Origin of the sequence: uncultured Actinomyces sp. (assembly GCF_963542285.1) — a bacterium.
Taxonomy (GTDB): Bacteria; Actinomycetota; Actinomycetes; order Actinomycetales; family Actinomycetaceae; genus Pauljensenia.
In genome coordinates this window covers 1-19,577 of record NZ_CAUTWQ010000009.1, presented here as the reverse complement: position 1 = coordinate 19,577, position 19,577 = coordinate 1, and the positions used below count along the sequence as shown (strand labels likewise).

Here is a 19,577-nt window from a genome sequence, read left to right as displayed (position 1 = left end):
TAATACCCGGCGTTCAGAAGGGAAACGAACATGGCAGCTATGAAGCCGCGAACCGGAGATGGCCCCCTCGAGGCAGAAAAAGAGGGTCGTGGGATTGTCATGCGTATCCCCAGCGAAGGCGGTGGCCGTCTGGTCATCGAACTCAGCGCTGACGAAGCACAGGAACTGGCTCAGGCCTTAGCTAACGCTCTGTGAAGCACTCAGGGCTTCCTTAAGAGTCAGACTTCCGACATAGAGAGCCTTGCCAACAATCACTCCATCCAGATAACCTTCACGCCTCAAGGTGTGGATATCCTCGACATGACGGATTCCTCCTGAGGCAACCAAAAGCGTAGGTGTTTTCGCCCGTAGATCTCTGAGTAGGTCTACGGGCGGTCCCATAAGTGCCCCGTCTCGTTGGCGCTCGGTGACGACGTAGCGCTGCACACCCGCAAGATCTAGAGCGCGGCAGACTTCCCAAAGGTTTCCCGCGTCCCCATCAACGCCTCGTGGACGAATTCGATCGCCCTCTACGTCAATGCAGATATTGAGGCGCCCGGAGAACTCGGCGATCAAAGTGCGAACCCGATCGATATCAACCAAGGCTTGAGAAGCCAGATTGACGCGATCAGCACCTGCCTGAAGTGCAGCTTCGATATCCTCCCCGCTGCGTACACCACCAGACCACTCGATGCGGCATTCAGGGGTGTGCATGCCTGAGCCGGATGCTCCAGATCCGGCAAGCTCAGAAATCACCTCAGAAAGCACATCTGAGTTGCTTCCTCGCTCAAAGGCCGCATCAATATCGACCAGATGAATCCAGCGAGCGCCCTGAGCGGCGAAGGAACGCGCAACCTCGCAGGGATCAGCACTGGTCGAGTCCTCACCTCCGTCAGCCCTACGGTGCGTGAGGGCCCGGCCATTGGCAATATCAAGGGCGGGAAGAATATCCACGACTCAGTTGTTTCCGTGATTGAGGGTCGCTTGGTACATCGGTGCGAAGAACTCACCCAGCCGCGCAAGAGTTTTGTTCAGCGCATCGCGAGTGCCGTTCTTTTCCTCTTCCGCGATTTCTGCTGCGTGCTCGGCGATGATGCGTACGATCGCTGAACCCGAGATTGCACCATCTGCTCCCGCTTGGAGTGCGGCACGCACGTGTTCGGGTCGTGAAATTCCAAAACCCAAGAGAACGGGAGCAGCCGCTTCCTCACGAAGCTTTGCGACGGCCTCGTGCAAGCCCACGGTCGAGGCCTCGTGATCAGCGCCCGTCACGCCCACGCGAGACACCGCGTAGACATAGCCGCGTGCAGAGTGCGCGACGTCGCTCAGGGTGCGAGGCGAGGCCGATGGGGGAGCAATGTACACGCTATCGATCCCCGACTTGAGTGCTGCTTCTCCAAATGGATGCCCCTCGCGGATCGGGAGATCTGGAATGAGTACCGAATCGACTCCCGCCTGCGCACAGAGCTCATAGAAACGATCAACCCCAATGGAGAAGGGCACATTCGCGTAGACCAGCAGGCCGATGGGAAGATCGGGGTGTGAGTCGCGAATGCGAGAAAGGATTCGGAAGCACTCATCGATAGCAGTACCGGCCTGTAGGGCCCGCAGGTGTGCTTCCTGAATAACAACGCCGTCTGCGACCGGATCTGAGAAGGGAATCCCAAGCTCCAGAGCATCTGCGCCATCGGCGATGAGGGCCTCGATGATGGCCTCGCACGATGAAGGAGTGGGGTCACCCAGCATCACGAAGGGGACGATTGCCCCGCGTTCCTGTGCGGCGCAGCGCTCAAACATTGATGCGTAGCGAGTCATCGTTCCTCCTTAGATGAACCCAGATCGTAGGAATGAGTCCTATGGGTTCCAGAACCGGCACGTTCTTGTGCAACGAGCTCGGCGGCGCGGGCAACGGCTCCGCCCCTAGAGAAGGAGCCTCCCAAGCGCTCGCGGACTTGGTCGAGGTCCTTGTCACCTCGGCCGGATAGACACACAAGCAGTGTGGGGACGTGTCCCTCGCGTGTCTTCAGTCCCTCGGTGTGGCCCGTATCCTTGAGCTCACGCGCCATCTTGAGGGCGTAAGCCAAGGCGTGAGAGGACTCCATTGCCGGAATAATCCCCTCATGACGCGAGAGCTCGATGAAGGCGTTGACGGCCTCGTCATCGGTAATTCCCACGTAGTGAGCGCGGCCGCTCGCAGCTAAGTAGGCGTGCTGTGGACCGACGCCGGGGTAGTCCAAGCCGGCGGAAATTGAATAGGACTCTTCGACTTGTCCCTCGTCAGTGCGCATGAGGTAGGAGCGCGCGCCGTGAAGAACACCGACCTTGCCCTCATGGATCGCCGCGCCGTGGTGTCCGGAATTCAGCCCCTCGCCCGCAGGTTCAACACCGTAGAGTGCAACAGATGGGTCGTCAATAAAGTCAGCGAACATACCGATTGCATTCGAGCCTCCACCCACGCAGGCAATAACTGCGTCGGGGAGTGCCCCGGTTTGCGCGAGGATCTGAGCACGCGCTTCGGTTGAAATAATGCGGTGAAATTCGCGAACCATTGTGGGGAAGGGGTGCGGGCCGGCCGCGGTTCCCAACAGGTAGTGCGAGGTCTTAAAGGTTGCTGTCCAGTCGCGCAGTGCCTCGTTAACGGCGTCCTTGAGGGTTCCACTGCCCGCGGTCACGGGGACAACAGTTGCGCCCATGAGTTCCATGCGCTCCACGTTTGGGGCCTGTCGAACAACATCGACCGCGCCCATGTAGATCGTGCATTCCAATCCCAAAAGCGCGCATACCATTGCGGTTGCGGTCCCGTGTTGGCCAGCTCCGGTTTCAGCGATGATGCGCGTCTTACCCATGCGCTTGGCCAACAGAGCCTGTCCCAGAACCTGATTACCCTTGTGGGCGCCCCCGTGGACCAGATCCTCACGCTTGAGGAAGATCCGAGCACCGCCATCGGGAAGGTTACGAAGCTCTGTGACGGGGGTGGGGCGGCCCAGGAACTGATGGAGCAGAGTATTGATCTCCTCGATGAAAGTTGGGTCGTCAATAGCCTGGACGAAGGCTTCTTCAAGCTGGTCCAGTGCGGGGATCAGAAGTTCAGGAACGTATTGTCCGCCGAATTGTCCGAAGTAGGGAGAAAGTTTCGTTGGGCGCTCGGGAGTTTCTTCGTCGTTTGTGCCCGCCGTCTTTGCGCCGAGGCGCTCACTGGAGTAGGGCCTCCACGAGGTGTGCAGCGCAACTTCTTCGAGGAAGTCATGGCCAGCACTGGGCTGGCCGCCTGTGATCTGCCAAGCTGCCTGCGTAGGATCATCCGATCCCGAGAGCGAGGAGCCAACCAACAGCGCGTCGACGTAAGGGGCAAGAGTCATCACATCATCGCGTGAATGAACGCCAGACTCGCCAACGATCACTGCTCCCTTTGGAACGAGGGGAGCCAGCTTCTGCGTGCGGGTGATGTCGATCTGAAGCGTGCGCAGGTCGCGATTGTTGATGCCAATAATGCGTGCGCCCAAGCGCTGAGCGCGGCGCATATCTTCTTCACTATCAACTTCGGTGAGGACGTCCAATCCTAGGCGATGTGCTGCCAAGGAAAGTTCTGTGTAGTCCTGATCGTCCAAAACAGACAGCATCAGTAGGATCGCATCTGCCCCGTGAGAGCGAGCAGCCGTGATCTGAATGGGGTCGATGATGAAGTCCTTGCACAAGACAGGCTGGTTAACCTCATCTCTGACCTCATCAAGATCAGTGAAATTGCCGTTAAAACGGTCGGGCTCTGTTAAGACACTGATCGCTGCGGCGTAGCGCGAGTAGGCACGAGCCAAGAGTCGTGGAGAATATGCGCCCTCGATAATTGTGCCCAAAGTTGGTGAAGCGGACTTGCACTCCATGATGATTGCCGGGCCGCTGGGACGAGGCTGGAAGCCTTCCTTCTCGTCGTAACGACGTGTGCGTAGTGCATCCTCAAAAGAGCGCGTTGAGCGAGGAAGCGTCAGGGGATCGATGTGTCCGTAGGCCTCGTGCAGTTCAGGAAGACGCGTCCGACGCTGAGCGACGATCGAATCAAGGACGGTCCCGGTTTCGCGCAAGCGCGTGGAAATGGGAGAGAAAGACGGCTGGTTCACTGATTCTCCTGCTCTTTCAGTTCGCGTGCGGTTGAAACGATGGTGTCCAGGTGGGAGGCAACTGCGCCGCTGGAGAGCTGAGACAGTGCCAATTCGGTTCCCTGGTTCAAAGATTCCGCTTTGCCCGCCAGATAGAGCATTGCACCGCTTGTCGCAGCGATGGCCTCTCGTTGTGCCGGCGCACCCTTCCCGGCGAAGATCTCAGAGATCAGACGCAGGTTTTCTTCTGCATCCCCACCGACCAACTCTGAGAGTGGAGCAGGAGTAATTCCCAGTTCTTCAGGGGTCAGAGTAAATGAAGCAATACCCTCTTGGGTGATCTCGCGGATCTCTGTGGGGCCATGGACAGCGAATTCGTCGGTACCGCTACCGTGAACCACCAACGCATGCTTCAGGCCCAAGGACGCCAAGGCCTTCGCAACGACATCGAGGAGTTCAGGTTTACCGACCCCCAGAACCTGATAGGACAGTGGTGCGGGGTTGACCAGGGGGCCGATGAGATTGAAGATTGTCGGGTTCTTCAAAGCGCCCCGCACGGGTGCAACATAGCGCATTGCCGGGTGATACTTCTGTGCGAATAAGAAGCAGAAACCGGTGCGTTCTAGGAGCTTCGCTGAAGAGGCAGGGGAGAGGTCTAGGGGGATACCTGCGGCCTCAACAAGGTCTGCGGCTCCAGCCTTCGAGGAGACCGCTCGGTTACCATGCTTGGCAACCTTGAGTCCCATGGACGCTGCAACGAAAGCCGAGGCCGTCGAGATATTGATTGTTCCGACACCGTCACCGCCCGTTCCGACGACGTCAATGACGTCGGGGGCCGTTGTTGTGAAGTGTTGTGCTGCTGAGCGGAAAGCTTCCGCCGCACCTGCAATTTCACTGGGCTGTTCACCGCGCGCGTGAAGCGCTCCAAGGAAAGCTGCGATTTCAATTTCGCTGAGTTCGCCGCGTGACATCTCCTCGAAAACGGAACGTGCCTGTTCCTGGTCTAGTACGTGACCGTTCAATGCGCGGTGCAGAAAGGACTCACTCATGTTAATTCCTTGAATTAGTAGCGGTGGATAGGGTTAGGTCAGTCAGCAGAGCACGCAATAGAAGTGGCCCAGCCGGAGTTAGGATCGATTCTGGGTGGAATTGCAGACCGATACACGGCGCACTGCGGTGACGCGCAGCCATGACAATCCCATCACGGGTGTGTGCTAAGGAAACTAAAGCATCGGGAAGGCTACGCGTACCCAGGGAATGGTAACGAGCGACGGAAATATATCCGTGCTCAGCATCGTCACCGGGACGAGGCGCCTCTGCAATTGAGGAGAAAGCAGGATCTTCAACACCGGCCTCGGTAAGCTCAATGCGGTCGGTGCGCCCATGGGTTGCCCCTACTGGGCCGACGATTCCCCCACAGGCCTCGACCATTGCTTGGAAGCCCAGGCAAATCCCCAAGGTTGGGATATTCTCGCGGAGGGCGACCTCAAGGATGTCCATCATGTTTCCTGCGCCTCGGGGGTGTCCCGGACCGGGGGAAAGAATCAATAGTGGGCGTTCTCCCGCGGCACGCTCGGCTTCGGTCGGAACAAGTGCCTTGAGAAGCGCCGATGTTGGGGTTGTATTGCGGAAAACCTGCACTGCGGCCTCGCGGGCGGTTAAATCCACCAAGTTATAGACGAAAGAATCGCGGTTATCTAGGAAAATCACGCGCATCTTAGAACTCGCTTTCTTCCGCATTTGAGGAAATAGCTAACGGACGACCGGTTGAAGCGGCCAAAGCGCGCAAAACAGCGCTTGCCTTGTGGACGGTTTCTTCGGCCTCACGAGCGGGGACAGAATCTGCAACGACTCCGGCTCCGGCCTGCACGATTGCCTGTCCATCCTTGACGAATGCCGAACGGATGACGATGCAGGTATCAAGTTCTCCGTCGCCTCGAAGGTAACCAACAGCACCGCCGTATGAACCGCGGCGTTCACCTTCGTAGTTGCGAATGAGCTCTGCCGCACGAAGCTTTGGAGCGCCCGTCAGTGTTCCCATGGTCATCGAGGCACGGAAAGCATCCAAGGGGTGCAGATCTTCTGCCAGAGTGCCGCTGACCTCAGACACCAGGTGCATGACTCGAGAATATCGGTCGACGCGCAAGAGCTGTTCAACGCGACGAGTTCCTCGTTGTGAAACGCGCGCGACATCGTTGCGTGCCAAGTCGACGAGCATGACGTGTTCGGCAACTTCCTTCGCATCCGAACGCAATTCAAGCTCCAAGCGGATATCTAGTTCGTGATCGATACTGCCGTCGGGGGCAAATCCTCGAGGGCGTGTCCCGGCGATCGGACGAATTGCAACCGTTCCGTCCTTTGCTGAATGAAGCAGCGAGGATTCGGGAGATGCACCGAAAAGCTCGAAGTCGTCTGCGCCGATATAGAACATGTATGGACTGGGATTCTCATCTCGCAAAAAGCGGTAGCTTCTCAGTGCATTCGGGCAATCTGCAATAAAACCGCGCGAGGGAACGACTTGGTAGATGTCGCCAGCAGCGATGTGCTCCTGCATGGTCGTAACCAGAGCCTCAAAGTCATCATCAGAGATGGTTGGGCGTGCAATAAGAGGCTGCGATGAAGGATCGATCTTCATTTCCGAGGCCGTGGGAGTCTCGGTCGACAGCGGAGCGTGGTCGATCGCCTGGGCAAGCGCATCGATCTGCTGTTCAAGAGAATCACGGTCAAGTGAAGCACCGACAAGGTTGGCACTTTGCGAAGGGTGGTTGACGACCAAGATGATTCGCGCAAGGAAGAACAGGTAATCAGGGCAGGAATTAAATCCCTCGTCGACATCGGGTAGGGATTCGTATGTTGCGAGGTAATCGAAAGAAACGGTTCCTGCGACCAAAGGTAGGTGCGGGTGATCGATGGGAGTATCGGTGAGAACTCGCAGCGGCTCCATGGTTGCGCGCTCTTTCAAACGTGTTTCCTCATCGGCCTCGTCTTCGCGGAGGGAAGGAAGCTCAAAGAGAGCACGCGTGTCCTTCCGTTCGCGTAGAGCATTCGGGAGAGCCTCGCAGACCTGATTGAGCGCGCTTTGGCCATCAACCGGGTTGGTCGAAGTGACGCGTACGTAGTCTCCATCGCATTGAATTGACGCTGAAGTATCAAGAACTGCAATGGTGGTGAGGTGCTGCTTAGAAGCGATATCGGCGCTATCCAACAGAACGACTCGTGTTGGGTGGCCCGAGGCCGATTGGGGGACCAAGCCCTTCTCGCACAGGTACGCCAAAAGCTTGCCGCCGTCTGGGTGGTAGCGCACCTCGCGCGAGATCACGTGGGGTGTGTCTGCGTGTGTCATTGTGTTCCTATCCCTTGCCCTCGGCGGGCCAACGCAACGAAAAAGGCCCGCCACATGAGCGAGCCTTGATCATCTCCAGGTACGTCAAAGGAGGCTCGCCCTTAGGGGAGCCACCACCACATCTGCGATGCTGAAGTACCAAACATGTTTTTCATACTAATGCGGGGTGCTCGGGGGCGCCAACGGTACCAGTAAGTGAGACATGCGAAGACAGTTGTATAAGGGAATCAGAAAGAGTGGCGCCCGTAGATCGTGAGAACGAGATCTACGGGCGCCAGAAGAAGGAGAGAAGAGGCGGCCTGGTTCAGCGTCGTTTGACTGCAGCAAGAAGGCCATCGCCAACGGGGAGCATCGCGGGAATGAACTCCTCAGAAGATCCCAGAACCTTTGCAATCTCGCGCATCATGACGGTTTGCTCATCGCGCTGCGCAGGATCAGCAACCTGGTCATGCCAGAGGGCATGGACGATCACGATCAGTCCGCCCGGGCGGAGCACGCGGAGCGCATGATCCAAATAATCGGGGATTTCAGCGTTGGGGGCATCAATCACCATCATGTCGTAACCGCGGGCAGCCATACGGGGCAGAACATCCAATGCTCGACCCGCGATGAGGCGGGTGCGTTGGGAAGGAATCCCGGCTGCCGTAAAAGCACGGCGCGCGTGCTTATGGAATTCAACCTCTTGATCGATAGTGGTCAAAACCCCATCCGAGGACATGCCTTGGAGTAGCCAGAGACCAGAAACACCGGCACCGGTACCAATCTCCAGAACTGCTTTTGCGCCGCAGGTTGCAGCCAGAAGACGAAGGGCGGCACCAACTCCGGTTGAGACAGGATCAGCACCCAAATCGGTAGCAGCCTCGCGAGCTTGCGCAATAAGCTCGTTTTCTTCGACGAATTCTTCTGCGAAAACCCAGCTCAAGGCTTTATCTGACGCCATCTTTTCCTCCGCACTCGTGCACCTATGTCTCATAGGTTACGCACAACCCTTGTCAACTTGATGACTACGCGCCATTGTGGCGGCGATTCCTTGAATTAAATGGTTTTGTTCAGGGGAGCGACACCCAGTGGGCGTCCCGCGAGTCCGCGCGAGGCGTGAGAGAGCTTTCCAGCGAGCTCTTGGAGGACCTGCGCAGCGGGACCTTCGTGTGTTGAAACGGGATCGCCAGCGTCGCCGCCTTCGCGCAGTGAAATGTCCAGTGGAACCTGTCCCAGGAGCGGAACCGGATAGCCGAGCTGAGCGCTCAAGCGATCGGATACAGACTGACCGCCGCCGTGGCCAAAGATCTCCAACTTGGAGCCGTCAGGCTGGGGGAGGTAGGACATGTTCTCGATGACACCGATGACCTTTTGATCAGTCTGTGTTGCAATGGAACCAGCGCGCTCAGCGACCTCGGCTGCAGCAATCTGCGGAGTTGTCACAACAAGAATTTCGGCATTGGGCAGGAGCTGCGCGATCGAAATTGCAACATCGCCGGTGCCGGGAGGCATATCGATGAGTAGAACATCAAGGTCGCCCCAGAAAACATCTGCAAGGAATTGCTGAAGCGCGCGGTGGAGCATAGGGCCACGCCAAATGACAGGCTGGCCATCGGGGACGAACATGCCAATCGAAACGACCTTGACCCCTTCGGCTCCCAAAGGCGGAATGATCATTCCGTCAATGACCTGAGGATCGTGGCTCACTCCCAACATTCGAGGAATTGAGAAGCCATAGATGTCGGCATCCATCACGCCGACCTTGAGGCCTTGACGAGCCAATGCAGCGGCAAGGTTTGCGGTCATTGAGGACTTACCGACGCCGCCCTTTCCTGAGGTGACGGCAATGACGCGCGTCAGAGAATCGGGACGTGCAAACAGAATTTCACGTTCAGGGCGACCGCCGTTGAGCTTCTCGCGAAGAGCCTTCTTCTGCTCATCGTTCATGACGTCCATGGTGACCTTGACATCCGTCACGCCATCCAGAGCGCTGAGGGCCTTATTGACGTCGTCTGAGATCGTTGTGCGCAGAGGGCACCCCGCTGTCGTCAGCAAGATCGTCACTGAAACAGTTGAACCATCGATATTGATGGAATCGACCATATTGAGGTCAGTAATTGGACGGCGGATCTCGGGGTCGATAACAGTCGACAGGGCATCAAGAACGTTCTGCGAGGTCAAAGTCATGGTGACAATCCTATGACCCAGCAACGGTTTGCGCAGACTGGTTTAGCTGTCGGCGTGAAGCGGAGTAGACAGATCCGCAGAATCCTCTGCTTGGCTCGTATTTGCCTGCGCGCTCATCTGAGCAAATCGCTCGTCGCGCTCTTCAAGTTCCTCGCGCAGATCGTTGAGCATATCGCGAAGTTCGGAACGGACGAAGTCACGTGTCGCGACGTCTTGCAGCGCAATGCGAAGACCAGCAATTTCGCGTGTCAGATACTCGGTATCGGCAAGATTGCGCTCCGCGCGCTGGCGGTCTTGTTCTGCTTGAACGCGGTCACGATCATCTTGGCGGTTCTGTGCGAGAAGGATCAGAGGAGCCGAATAAGAAGCTTGGGTTGAGAAGGCTAGGTTCAGCAGAATAAAGGGATAGGGATCCCAGGCGTACTTCTCAGAAACCTTGTACAGCACAACGTTCGCAGCAATCCATGAAACGACGAAGATCGTCATGTAGAGGATAAACTTCGGCGAGCCCATGAAGCGGGCCGTGGCCTCGGCAAACCGGCCAAAACCATCGCCAGAGGAACGGCGGCGGAAAAGCTTAAACTTCCGCTCGGTGGGGGTATCAAGACGATCAGCCATCAATACTCCTTGCCATTACTCGGTCGGTCACATCATCATCCCAGTCGCGCCAGTCCCGTGGCAGCAGCTCGTCCAAAACGTCATCAACAGAAACGGCGCCAAGAAGGTGCCCGTCTTCGTCGACAACAGGAAGAACCGTCAGGTTGTATGTTGCCAGTAGACGGGTCACCGTTGCGACGTGAGCATCGGGGGAGAGCCTGTCGAGGTCGGTGTCCATGATGGTCCCCAGAAGTGTATGTGGGGGCTCGCGAAGCGCGCGCTGGAAATGGACAGCGCCCAAGTATTGGCCCGTCGGGGTTTCCAAGGGGGGCCGTGCGATAAATGCAGCTGCGGCCAAGGAAACCGGAAGATCGGAACGGCGAATAGAAGCGAGCATCTGAGCCACAGTTGCATCGGGGGCCAAGATGACCGGTTCGGTGGTCATCAAGGAACCGGCTGTTGATTCCTTATAGGCCATGAGTCGGCGAACGTCTGCAGCTTCGTCAGGTTCCATCAAGGACAGCAGAGACTGTGCTGTTTCAACGGGAAGTTCAGACATGAGGTCAGCCGCGTCATCGGGCTGCATCGCGTCCAAAACATCCGCAGCACGTTTAGATTCCAACTGCGAAACGATCGACACACGGTCGTCTTCGCCCAGCTCTTCCAGCACGTCTGCAAGACGTGAGTCCGGGAGCTCCGTTGCGACGGCCAACTGTCGTTCCGCAGGAAGGTCGTGGAGGAAGTCTGCGAGGTCCGCGGCCTTCATGTCTTCCGTGTGTTGAATCAAAGCGGTTGCAGCTTGGTTCGAATCGGTCTTGAGCAGTGAAGAGACCTCATCGACGCGAACCGTCATGGTTGTCCCACCGCGTTTGAAGCCCAACGTTGTTGTGCGAACGCGCTGGACGTGCAAAGTGGAAATGATCCAGTCACGAGGTCGGCGCTGCTGCATAGCAACGTCAAGGATCTTTACAACGCCGCTTCCGTCATTCATTGTGACTTCTCGATCGAAAAGCTCTGTGATGACAAGCGTTTCAACGGGGCGCTGGTTGAAGGAACGAATATTGAGCAGGCCAGTGGTGATGACTGAACCGGATTCAATTGCCGTCACACGAGTAAAGGGTAGAAACACGCGTTTTCGAGGGCCTACCTCGACGACGAAGCCAATGACATTGGCGGTCGAATTTAGACGAAATGTCACGACGACGTCGTGAATCACACCGACTTTTTCGCCCAGCGGGTCAAAGACGGAGGTACCGGCAAGCTTGCCGATGTAGATTCGGCGTCCGGTTGTTCCGACGTTCATTGGTGCACTGCTCACCCGGCCAGTTTATCCCCAGAGCGAACTTCTTACCCGCCCACGCCAAGCAACTTCTCGCTACGATGGCAGAATAAGAAAGGGAAAAGTATGAGCGTACCTGTGAGCGGAACCCGGCGGACCCGTGGGGGTGGAAGCCTACCTGACGGCACCGAAGTTGCCTCCTATGCTTCTTACGATCAGGCTTTGGCAGCGCTTGAGGTCTTGTCAAACAATGACTTTGAGGTTGAGAACGTGAGCGTGGTTGGTACCGACCTCTATTCGGTTGAGCGAATTATCGGGCGTGTGACCTGGGCCCGGGCAGTTTCCCAGGCAGTGATGAACGGCGCACTGTGGGGCGCGATGATTGGCATTATGCTCTCTGTCAATCAGGGAAACACAATGGTTTGGGTAGGTGCCTGCATGTTGGCGGGTGCACTGATCACGTCTTGTTTAAGCAGTGCGATGTTCTTGATCCGCAGGCGACGAGGTGACTTTTATTCTCATTCGCAGGTCATCGCCGGTCGCTATGCAGTGATCATTTCGAAGGCTGCTGGTAGTGATCGCATTCGCGAGGCTTTCGATCTTTTGCAGAAGACCGAAGGTAATCAGATGCGTCCGCGTCGAGTTCGCACTGTTCGCGAAAGCAGTGGTCCGACTGAGTACGGCTCGCGTCCCGATGAGAAGCCTCGTTTTGGAGTACGGCTATCGCAGCTTCCTGAAAGTGGCGACAGTGATACCGAAGCGGAGCAAAGCGACAACAACTCGCAAACAGACCCCCAGAACTGACGTATGTACGCGAGGTGGCCTCGTCCCGTCTGGGACGAGGCCACCTGTGCATTTAAACTTATGCGCGCCCCTGAGCGCTGGCAATCCACGCCTCAACATCGGCAATGGTGCGTGGGATGTCTTCCGAGATTCGGGTGACGCTGCCATCAGCGTTCACTAAAACATCATCTTCAATGCGCACACCAATTCCGCGGAATTCCTCGGGGATTGCCATGTCATCGGCGCGGAAGTACAAACCAGGTTCGATGGTGAAGCACATTCCAGGCTCCAACAGCGCATCCTGGTACATTTCGCGACGCGCCTGAGCGCAGTCGTGAACATCCAGGCCCAGGTGGTGGCTTGTTCCGTGAGGCATCCAGCGGCGGTGTTGCTGGCCATCGGGAGAAAGGGATTCCTCTGCACTGACGGGCAGCAGCCCCCATTCTTCAAGACGTGCGGCAATAACCTTCATTGCGGCATCGTGCACATCGCGGAAGCGGGTTCCGGGTTGGTTCGCACGCTCAAGTGCGGCCTCGCAGGCATCCAGAACTGCCTGGTATACCTTCGCCTGAGTGGGGGAGAAGGTTCCATTGACGGGCAGAGTACGGGTGATATCTGCGGTGTAAAGCGAATCAACCTCAACGCCGGCATCAACCAAAACCAGGTCGCCATCGTTGACTGGACCGTCATTATCGATCCAGTGCAGAGTATTCGCGTGGTTGCCCGAGGCGGCGATGGTGTCGTAGCCCAAGCCGTTTCCTTCTTCGCGGGCTACCGCACCAAAGGCACCTTCAATGACGCGTTCGCCGCGGCGGTGACCAACGGCTCGAGGAAGTGAACGAAGGATATCTTCAAATCCAGCCTTTGTGATCTCAACTGCGCGACGCAATTCAGAGATCTCAAATTCGTCCTTGCACAGGCGGATTTCTGAGAGACGCTCTTCCAAAGCGTCATCAGTTTCGGCAGCGTCGCCACCAAAAGGCAGGCCCGCCTGCATGCGCACTTCGTTGACCATGGCTTCCACGGCCTCGTCGACGTTGCGAACCACGCGCAAACGTACGATTCCCGCATCCTTGGACAGAGCATCGCGAAGGGTATCGATGTGCTCGCAACGCAGACCGGTTTCGGTTGCAACTTCCTCGAGAGAGGGGCGGGCACCTACCCAGAACTCGCCGTAGCGTGAGTCGGAGTAGAACTCTTGGGAAGAACGGGAGGTGCGGGGCTTGAAGTACAGCACCGCCTCGTGACCGCCTTCGGGAAGGGGTTCAAGGACAATCACCGAATCGGGTTCGCGTTCTTGCCCAAGACCGGACAGGTGAGCGAAAGCCGAGTATGCGCGGAAACGGTAGGTGCAGTCGTTTGAGCGAACCTTGTAGGTGCCTGCGGGGATGACCAGTCGTTCCCCGGCGAAAAGCTCTCCGGCTGCAGTTGCGCGCGCGGGAAGGTAGTCGGCAACGGCCGATCGAGTAATACCCGGATCAGGACGCGGCCCCCATTGGGAGCCCATGAATTCTCGGAATGCATCTGAGGATGGGCGGCGCGAGCGATTATTCACGCGCTCGGCCAAAGAATCGGGTGCTTCCTCCGCGGAGGTTGTTTCAGTCGTAGTCATAGAGTCATGGTCTCACTTTCCCCGTGCAGCGTGCTACGCGGACCGTATTCTAAATACATGACGAGGATTGATCTTCATACACACAGTGCGTATTCGGATGGAACCGATACTCCCGCCGAACTCATGGAGAAAGCGCGTCAGGCGCATGTGGATGTCGTGGGGCTGACCGATCACGACACCTACGCTGGCTGGGACGCGGCCGCAGCCTGCGTTGATCGAACCGGAGTGAGCTTAGTGCGCGGGGTCGAGTTGTCCTGCGCGCGTGAGGGGATCACTGTTCACCTTTTGGGATACCTTCCAGATCCCACGAACGAGGCCCTTCTTGCAGTGCAGCGTCGTGCAACTGAGTCGCGTCTCACGCGTGCGCAAAAAATTGTTGAACGCCTTGCAGAGGATTATCCAATCACGTGGGAGCAGGTGCGCGCTCTTGCTCCTGAAGATGGACCGGTTGGGCGTCCGCATATCGCGGATGCCTTGGTTGAAATAGGAGCTTTTCCTGATCGAAGTGCCGTTTTTGCGCAGACTCTGCATCCTTCTAGTAAGTATTACGTCATGCACTGGGCACCTGACCCCGTCGATGCTGTGGAGCTAGTTCGAGCCGCCGGGGGAGTCCCTGTGTTGGCGCATCCGCGCGCGCGGGCTCGCCAAAGGCTTCTGCCCGAGGAAGTCATTGATATGATGAAGGACGCGGGCCTGTTCGGGATTGAGCGCGATCATCGTGATCATACCGAAGAGGATCGAGCCGATGTGGAGCGGATCGCACGCCGTTTGAAGCTGGAAGTATTTGGTTCCTCCGACTACCACGGCCTTGGAAAGCCGAATCAACTTGGTGAAAACCTAACGGATCAGTCGGTGCTGAACAAACTTGAAGAGGAAGCGTTTTTAGAGGTCCTGCACCCATGAGTATCGGTTCTGTTGTGGACATTACGGTCTTGTTGACGACTTTCGCGACTTTGATCGTCATTTTGGACCCTATGGGCTTGATGCCTGTCTTCTTGGGGCTGACCTCCAAGCTGTCACGCACTGCTCAGCGTAAAGCGGCTTTCCAAGCCTCGTTGGTGTCTTTTGGAGTCATCCTTGCTTTCGCCTTCCTTGGGCAGCAGATTTTGCGCGCACTCCATATCTCAATGGAATCTTTGAAACTTTCCGGTGGTGTGCTGTTGTTCTTGGTTGCGATGGAATTGCTGACCTCCAGCGACATGGAGCAGCCTGATACCGGTGATGACGCAGTGAACGTTGCATTGGTTCCGCTGGGGATTCCGCTGCTCGCGGGCCCGGGTGCGATTGTTGCTGTGATGGTGTCGATGGCACAGGCCCACACAGTTGGTTCCATTGTTGGTGTTGTTGGTGCAGTTGTTGCAACCCACGTAGTGATTTGGCTGTCAATGCGTTTCGCTTTGGAGCTCTCGCGGTTCCTGGGAACGGGCGGCATTATGTTACTCACGAAGATTTCCGGTGTGCTTTTGGCCGCTATTGCAACCGAACTGGTCATGGGGGGCGTTTTCGACTTTATTAAGAACGCTGGAATCGTTCACTAGTCAGGTTGACAGTCCGTCATCTTTTTATCTCGCCCCGCTTTGTGGGGTTAAAGTAGGCTTATTCCAGTGCTACCGGTAGTGCTGAGTCAATCGCAAGGAGAGATTTTATGAGCCGGTCCCTAGAGGAACAGCTGAAGTCCCAGGTACGCGCAGTGTCTGGACGCCCAGAACGCGTCTCGACTGAGATGGAAGCGTGGCAAGGCCTTTCGGCGGCAATCATTGATCGTATTGCTGATCGCTGGCATGCAACTGAGCGCACCTACGCAGTGGGTCGTATGGAACACTACTTCTCCGCAGAGTTCCTTATGGGGCGTGCGTTGCTCAATAACCTTTCCAACCTTGGAATGGTTGACGAGGCCCGCGAGGCCTTGGCTGCATTGGGCAAGGATCTGTCCGTGGTTCTGGAAGAAGAACCCGATGCCGCTTTGGGTAATGGTGGTCTTGGCCGTCTGGCAGCGTGCTTCCTTGATTCTTGCGCGACTTTGGACCTTCCCGTTGCTGGTTATGGCATCTTGTACCGCTACGGGCTCTTCAAGCAGCTTTTCGATAATGGTTTCCAGACCGAGCACCCTGATCCCTGGATGGAAGAGGGATACCCCTTCGTCATTCGTCGCGAACAAGAACAGCGCATTGTTCGTTACGCGGATCTGACTGTCCGCGCCGTTCCTTATGACATGCCGATTACCGGTTACGGCACCCAGAACGTCAACACTTTGCGTCTGTGGAAGGCCGAGCCCATGGAAGAGTTCGACTACGACGCATTCAATTCGCAGCGCTTTACCGATGCGATTGTCGACCGCGAGCGCACCATGGATATCTCGCGTGTTCTTTACCCGAATGACACGACCTTTGAGGGTAAGGTCCTGCGCGTGCGCCAGCAGTACTTCTTCTGCTCGGCCTCTCTGCAGGCAATCGTTGATAACTACGTTGCTGAACACGGCGATGACCTGCGCGGCTTTGCGCAGTTCAATGCCGTTCAGCTCAACGATACGCACCCGGTTCTGGCCATCCCCGAGCTCATGCGCATCCTGATGGATGAGCATGACCTTGGTTGGGAAGATGCGTGGGATGTTGTCTCGCGTACCTTTGCCTACACGAACCACACGGTTTTGGCTGAGGCGCTTGAGACTTGGGATATCCACATCTTCGATCGTCTCTTCCCGCGTATTTCTGAAATCGTCCGAGAGATCGACCGTCGCTTCCGCATTGACATGTCCGAGCGCGGTGTTGATGGTGCAACCATTGACTACATGGCTCCCGTCTCCGGCAACACGGTCCGCATGGCCTGGATCGCCTGCTACGCCTCGTACTCGATCAACGGTGTGGCCGCGCTGCACACTGAAATTATCAAGCGTGAGACGCTCAAAGAGTGGTACGCAATTTGGCCTGAGCGCTTCAACAATAAGACCAATGGCGTGACTCCGCGTCGTTGGCTCAAGCAGTGCAACCCGCGCTTGGCAACGCTTCTGGATGAAGTGACCGGCTCGGATCGCTGGGTGACCGACCTTGATGTGCTTTCTGAGTACACGGGTGCGGGTAACTCGGAGCTTTACGCTCGTCTGGCTCAGATTAAGCATGCGAATAAGGTTGACTTTGCTGCATGGATCAAGGACCGCGAGGGCGTCGAGATCGACCCAGATGCGATCTTCGATGTTCAGATCAAGCGTCTGCATGAGTACAAGCGTCAGCTGCTCAATGCGTTCTACGTCTTGGATCTGTACTTCCGTATGAAGGACAATCCGGCTTTGGATGTTCCTAAGCGTGTGTTCATCTTTGGTGCGAAGGCTGCTCCCGGCTACATTCGCGCGAAGGCGATTATTAAGCTGATTAACACCATTGCCGATCTGGTCAATAACGATCCGGATATCAATGGCCGCCTCAAGGTTGTTTTCGTTCACAACTACAATGTTTCGCCCGCCGAGCACATCATTCCCGCCGCGGATATTTCTGAGCAGATTTCGATGGCTGGTAAGGAAGCTTCCGGTACCTCGAACATGAAGTTCATGATGAACGGTGCGCTGACCTTGGGAACCTTGGATGGTGCGAACGTTGAGATTCTCGAGGCCGTGGGGGAGGAGAACGCCTATATCTTCGGTGCGACCGATGATGAGCTTCCCGAGCTTCGTCGCCACTACGATCCTCGTTGGCACTACGAGAATGTGCCTGGTTTGAAGCGCGTGATTGATGCTTTGACCGATGGCACCTTGGATGATTCCAACTCCGGTTGGTTCCATGATCTGCGTTGGTCGCTTCTGGAATCGGGATACGAACCTGCTGACGTGTACTACGTTTTGGGTGACTTCGCTTCTTACCGTGAGACGAAGGACCGTATGGCACAGGATTACCGCGATCAGGAAGCCTGGTCGCGCAAGGCCTGGATCAATATCACGCGTTCCGGTCGTTTCTCCTCTGACCGAACCATCAGCGACTACGCTCGCGAGGTCTGGCACATCAACGCCGAACCGATTGCGTGAATGCGTAATAGGCGGCCTGTTTAAGGCTGGCTGCATGGCTTAATGCCGTAACGCCCCGTTGGGATTTCCCAACGGGGCGTTTGCTGTTGTTCGTTTTCTGAGCAAACTGTATTACTGTGTTGACACAGTTTCGATAGTGTGGCACTGTATTAGTGTATTAATACAGATAGACAGGAGGGATACATCGATGCGCATCGATGACACCCGTCCAATCTGGATCCAATTAGCTGATTCGTTCCGCGGTCGTATTACCGACGGTACGTGGAAACCTGGCGAAAAGATCCCCTCCGTGCGTGATCTCGCGATCGAGGCAGGCACCAATCCCAATACCGTTCAGCGAGCTCTGAGCGCACTTGACGAAGAAGGGCTGACGGTCCCGAAGCGGACCGCAGGACGCTTTGTCACAACTGATGAGCGCGCTCTACATGCTCTGCGGAAGAACGATGCGCATCTCGCGGTAGATGCCTACATTCGCGCATGTCGTTCACTGGGAATCGATTTGGAAGGTGCTCAGGCTCTGATTCATCAACGTTGGGATGCCACGGAGAAGTAGCCAAGGAGGCAAACTCATGACCACACAAACTGAGCGCGGAACGTGTACGGGGCAAGGCCTCGTCCACGTTGAGCACCTCACGAAGCATTACCGGAAAACGCCAGCTTTACGGGACTACTCGCTGTCACTGGACGCCGGGCACATCGTCGGCCTCATGGGCCCCAACGGCTGCGGCAAGACCACGCTGCTCAAGATCCTCGCCGGAGTTCTGGCCGACTATGAGGGTAGCGTGACCATCGATGGGCACACGCCCGGCGTGGCCACCAAGGAGATCGTCTCCTACCTGCCCGACGCTGACTTCCTGAACAGCGAGTGGACCGCTGCGGACGCAATCCGCATCTACTCCACGTTCTTCGCCGACTTCGACGCCGACAAGGCGGCCTCCATGGTCGACTTCTTCGGACTGCCCACCGACCGCCGCCTCGGCGAGATGAGCAAAGGCATGGGGGAGAAGCTCCAGATCAGCCTGATCATGTCCCGGCGCGCCCGCGTATTCCTGCTCGACGAACCTATTAGCGGCGTCGACCCTGCCACACGCGACGTGATCCTCGAGGGCATCCTGCGCGAGTTCGACCCTGCCTCGCTGCTCATCATGTCCACCCACCTCATCTCCGACATTGAGCACTTCGTTGACTATGCGCTCTTTATGAAAGAGGGACAGGTTCTTCTTCAAGGCGACGCCGACGACCTGCGGGCCACCCACGGTGATTCCCTCGATGCCATCTTCCGGAAGGAGTACCGCTGATGTTCACCAAGCTGCTTGCATACGAGATCCGCTCGCGTTTCCGCACGGACGCGCGTTCCTTCGGGGCGTTCATCGTCACTATTGCCGTCGCGTCGGGAATCGTCGCCGCGGGGCTGCCAGGAATCAGCGGCTCCACCGCTGTCCTCGCCTACGCCCTGTGTGCGCTCACGCCGGTCGCCTGCGCGATCGCAGGAATGTCTGACTACTGGAAGACCATGTACGGGCAGCGCGGATACTTCACGATGAGCCTGCCGGTCTCTGGAAAGGCCGTCTTCTGGGCGAAGAACACGCGCATCATGATCGAGTGCCTCCTGGCTCTCGCCCTGGCCGTTGGTGGAATTATCGCCGTCGCTTCTGCTGCCGCGTGGAGCGACGGTATCAGCCTCGCCGAGTACACGGCCGGGCCTCGTTCCCTCG

The 19,577-nt window shown here is 57.0% G+C and carries 18 protein-coding genes and 1 pseudogene; 8 read left to right on the top strand and 11 right to left on the bottom strand.

The window, feature by feature from the left end; genetic code table 11:
- The first annotated feature begins 30 nt into the window (after positions 1-30).
- On the top strand, positions 31-195 hold the full coding sequence (locus RW023_RS05235; protein WP_178704554.1) for a DUF3117 domain-containing protein: 165 nt from the start codon (positions 31-33) through the stop codon (positions 193-195).
- Here RW023_RS05235 and RW023_RS05230 read toward each other — a convergent pair.
- From RW023_RS05230 to RW023_RS05185, 10 genes are all read right to left on the bottom strand, one after another.
- Positions 178-933, bottom strand: a complete 756-nt coding sequence (locus RW023_RS05230; protein WP_315580206.1) for a HisA/HisF-related TIM barrel protein — start codon at positions 931-933, stop codon at positions 178-180. The two genes, RW023_RS05235 and RW023_RS05230, sit on opposite strands and share 18 nt — an antisense overlap.
- A gap of 3 nt (positions 934-936) precedes the next feature.
- Positions 937-1,794: a tryptophan synthase subunit alpha gene (trpA, locus tag RW023_RS05225; protein WP_315580205.1), complete on the bottom strand. Its 858-nt coding sequence runs from the start codon at positions 1,792-1,794 to the stop codon at positions 937-939.
- Complete coding sequence (gene trpB / locus RW023_RS05220; RefSeq protein ID WP_315580204.1) at positions 1,791-4,091, bottom strand: tryptophan synthase subunit beta; 2,301 nt, start codon at positions 4,089-4,091, stop codon at positions 1,791-1,793. Before trpB ends, trpA begins: the two co-directional genes overlap by 4 nt.
- Entirely contained in the window at positions 4,088-5,119 is a 1,032-nt protein-coding gene (gene trpD / locus RW023_RS05215) for an anthranilate phosphoribosyltransferase (protein WP_315580203.1), read from the bottom strand. Before trpD ends, trpB begins: the two co-directional genes overlap by 4 nt.
- A 1-nt stretch (position 5,120) precedes the next feature.
- A complete protein-coding gene (locus RW023_RS05210) occupies positions 5,121-5,786 on the bottom strand; it encodes a glutamine amidotransferase-related protein (protein WP_315580202.1) in 666 nt (221 codons plus the stop codon).
- A gap of 1 nt (position 5,787) precedes the next feature.
- Positions 5,788-7,413 (bottom strand): anthranilate synthase component 1, encoded by a 1,626-nt coding sequence (locus RW023_RS05205; RefSeq protein WP_315580201.1) that lies wholly within the window; start codon positions 7,411-7,413, stop codon positions 5,788-5,790.
- A gap of 304 nt (positions 7,414-7,717) precedes the next feature.
- Positions 7,718-8,353: an O-methyltransferase gene (locus RW023_RS05200; RefSeq protein ID WP_315580200.1), complete on the bottom strand. Its 636-nt coding sequence runs from the start codon at positions 8,351-8,353 to the stop codon at positions 7,718-7,720.
- A 95-nt stretch (positions 8,354-8,448) separates the two neighbouring features.
- Positions 8,449-9,579, bottom strand: coding sequence for an Mrp/NBP35 family ATP-binding protein (locus RW023_RS05195; RefSeq protein WP_315580199.1), 1,131 nt, complete (start codon positions 9,577-9,579; stop codon positions 8,449-8,451).
- 42 nt (positions 9,580-9,621) lie between these two features.
- Positions 9,622-10,197, bottom strand: coding sequence for a DUF1003 domain-containing protein (locus RW023_RS05190; protein WP_315580198.1), 576 nt, complete (start codon positions 10,195-10,197; stop codon positions 9,622-9,624).
- Positions 10,190-11,479 (bottom strand): magnesium transporter MgtE N-terminal domain-containing protein, encoded by a 1,290-nt coding sequence (locus RW023_RS05185; RefSeq protein ID WP_315580197.1) that lies wholly within the window; start codon positions 11,477-11,479, stop codon positions 10,190-10,192. Before RW023_RS05185 ends, RW023_RS05190 begins: the two co-directional genes overlap by 8 nt.
- Positions 11,480-11,581: 102 nt before the next feature.
- Here RW023_RS05185 and RW023_RS05180 point away from each other — a divergent pair, with 102 nt between their 5' ends.
- The gene (locus RW023_RS05180) at positions 11,582-12,259 is read left to right on the top strand and encodes a general stress protein (protein WP_315580196.1); all 678 of its coding nucleotides are present in this window, start codon (positions 11,582-11,584) and stop codon (positions 12,257-12,259) included.
- A gap of 58 nt (positions 12,260-12,317) precedes the next feature.
- On the opposite strand, the gene RW023_RS05175 is transcribed toward RW023_RS05180, so the two are convergent.
- The gene (locus RW023_RS05175; protein WP_315580195.1) at positions 12,318-13,850 is read right to left on the bottom strand and encodes an aminopeptidase P family protein; all 1,533 of its coding nucleotides are present in this window, start codon (positions 13,848-13,850) and stop codon (positions 12,318-12,320) included.
- A 57-nt stretch (positions 13,851-13,907) separates the two neighbouring features.
- Here RW023_RS05175 and RW023_RS05170 point away from each other — a divergent pair, with 57 nt between their 5' ends.
- The 6 genes and pseudogenes from RW023_RS05170 to RW023_RS05145 form a co-directional block, all read left to right on the top strand.
- Positions 13,908-14,753 carry a PHP domain-containing protein gene (locus RW023_RS05170; protein ID WP_315580194.1) on the top strand — a complete coding sequence of 282 codons (846 nt, stop codon included), beginning with the start codon at positions 13,908-13,910 and terminating at the stop codon, positions 14,751-14,753.
- Positions 14,750-15,388, top strand: coding sequence for a MarC family protein (locus RW023_RS05165; RefSeq protein WP_315580193.1), 639 nt, complete (start codon positions 14,750-14,752; stop codon positions 15,386-15,388). The genes RW023_RS05170 and RW023_RS05165 overlap by 4 nt, the downstream gene beginning before the upstream one ends.
- A 107-nt stretch (positions 15,389-15,495) precedes the next feature.
- A complete protein-coding gene (locus RW023_RS05160) occupies positions 15,496-17,862 on the top strand; it encodes a glycogen/starch/alpha-glucan phosphorylase (protein WP_315580192.1) in 2,367 nt (788 codons plus the stop codon).
- A gap of 187 nt (positions 17,863-18,049) precedes the next feature.
- On the top strand, positions 18,050-18,415 hold the full coding sequence (locus RW023_RS05155; RefSeq protein ID WP_315580191.1) for a GntR family transcriptional regulator: 366 nt from the start codon (positions 18,050-18,052) through the stop codon (positions 18,413-18,415).
- A 16-nt stretch (positions 18,416-18,431) separates the two neighbouring features.
- The gene (locus RW023_RS05150; protein WP_315580190.1) at positions 18,432-19,160 is read left to right on the top strand and encodes an ABC transporter ATP-binding protein; all 729 of its coding nucleotides are present in this window, start codon (positions 18,432-18,434) and stop codon (positions 19,158-19,160) included.
- Positions 19,160-19,577: pseudogene (locus RW023_RS05145) on the top strand (hypothetical protein); the annotation flags it as partial. The gene RW023_RS05150 and the pseudogene RW023_RS05145, both read left to right, overlap by 1 nt.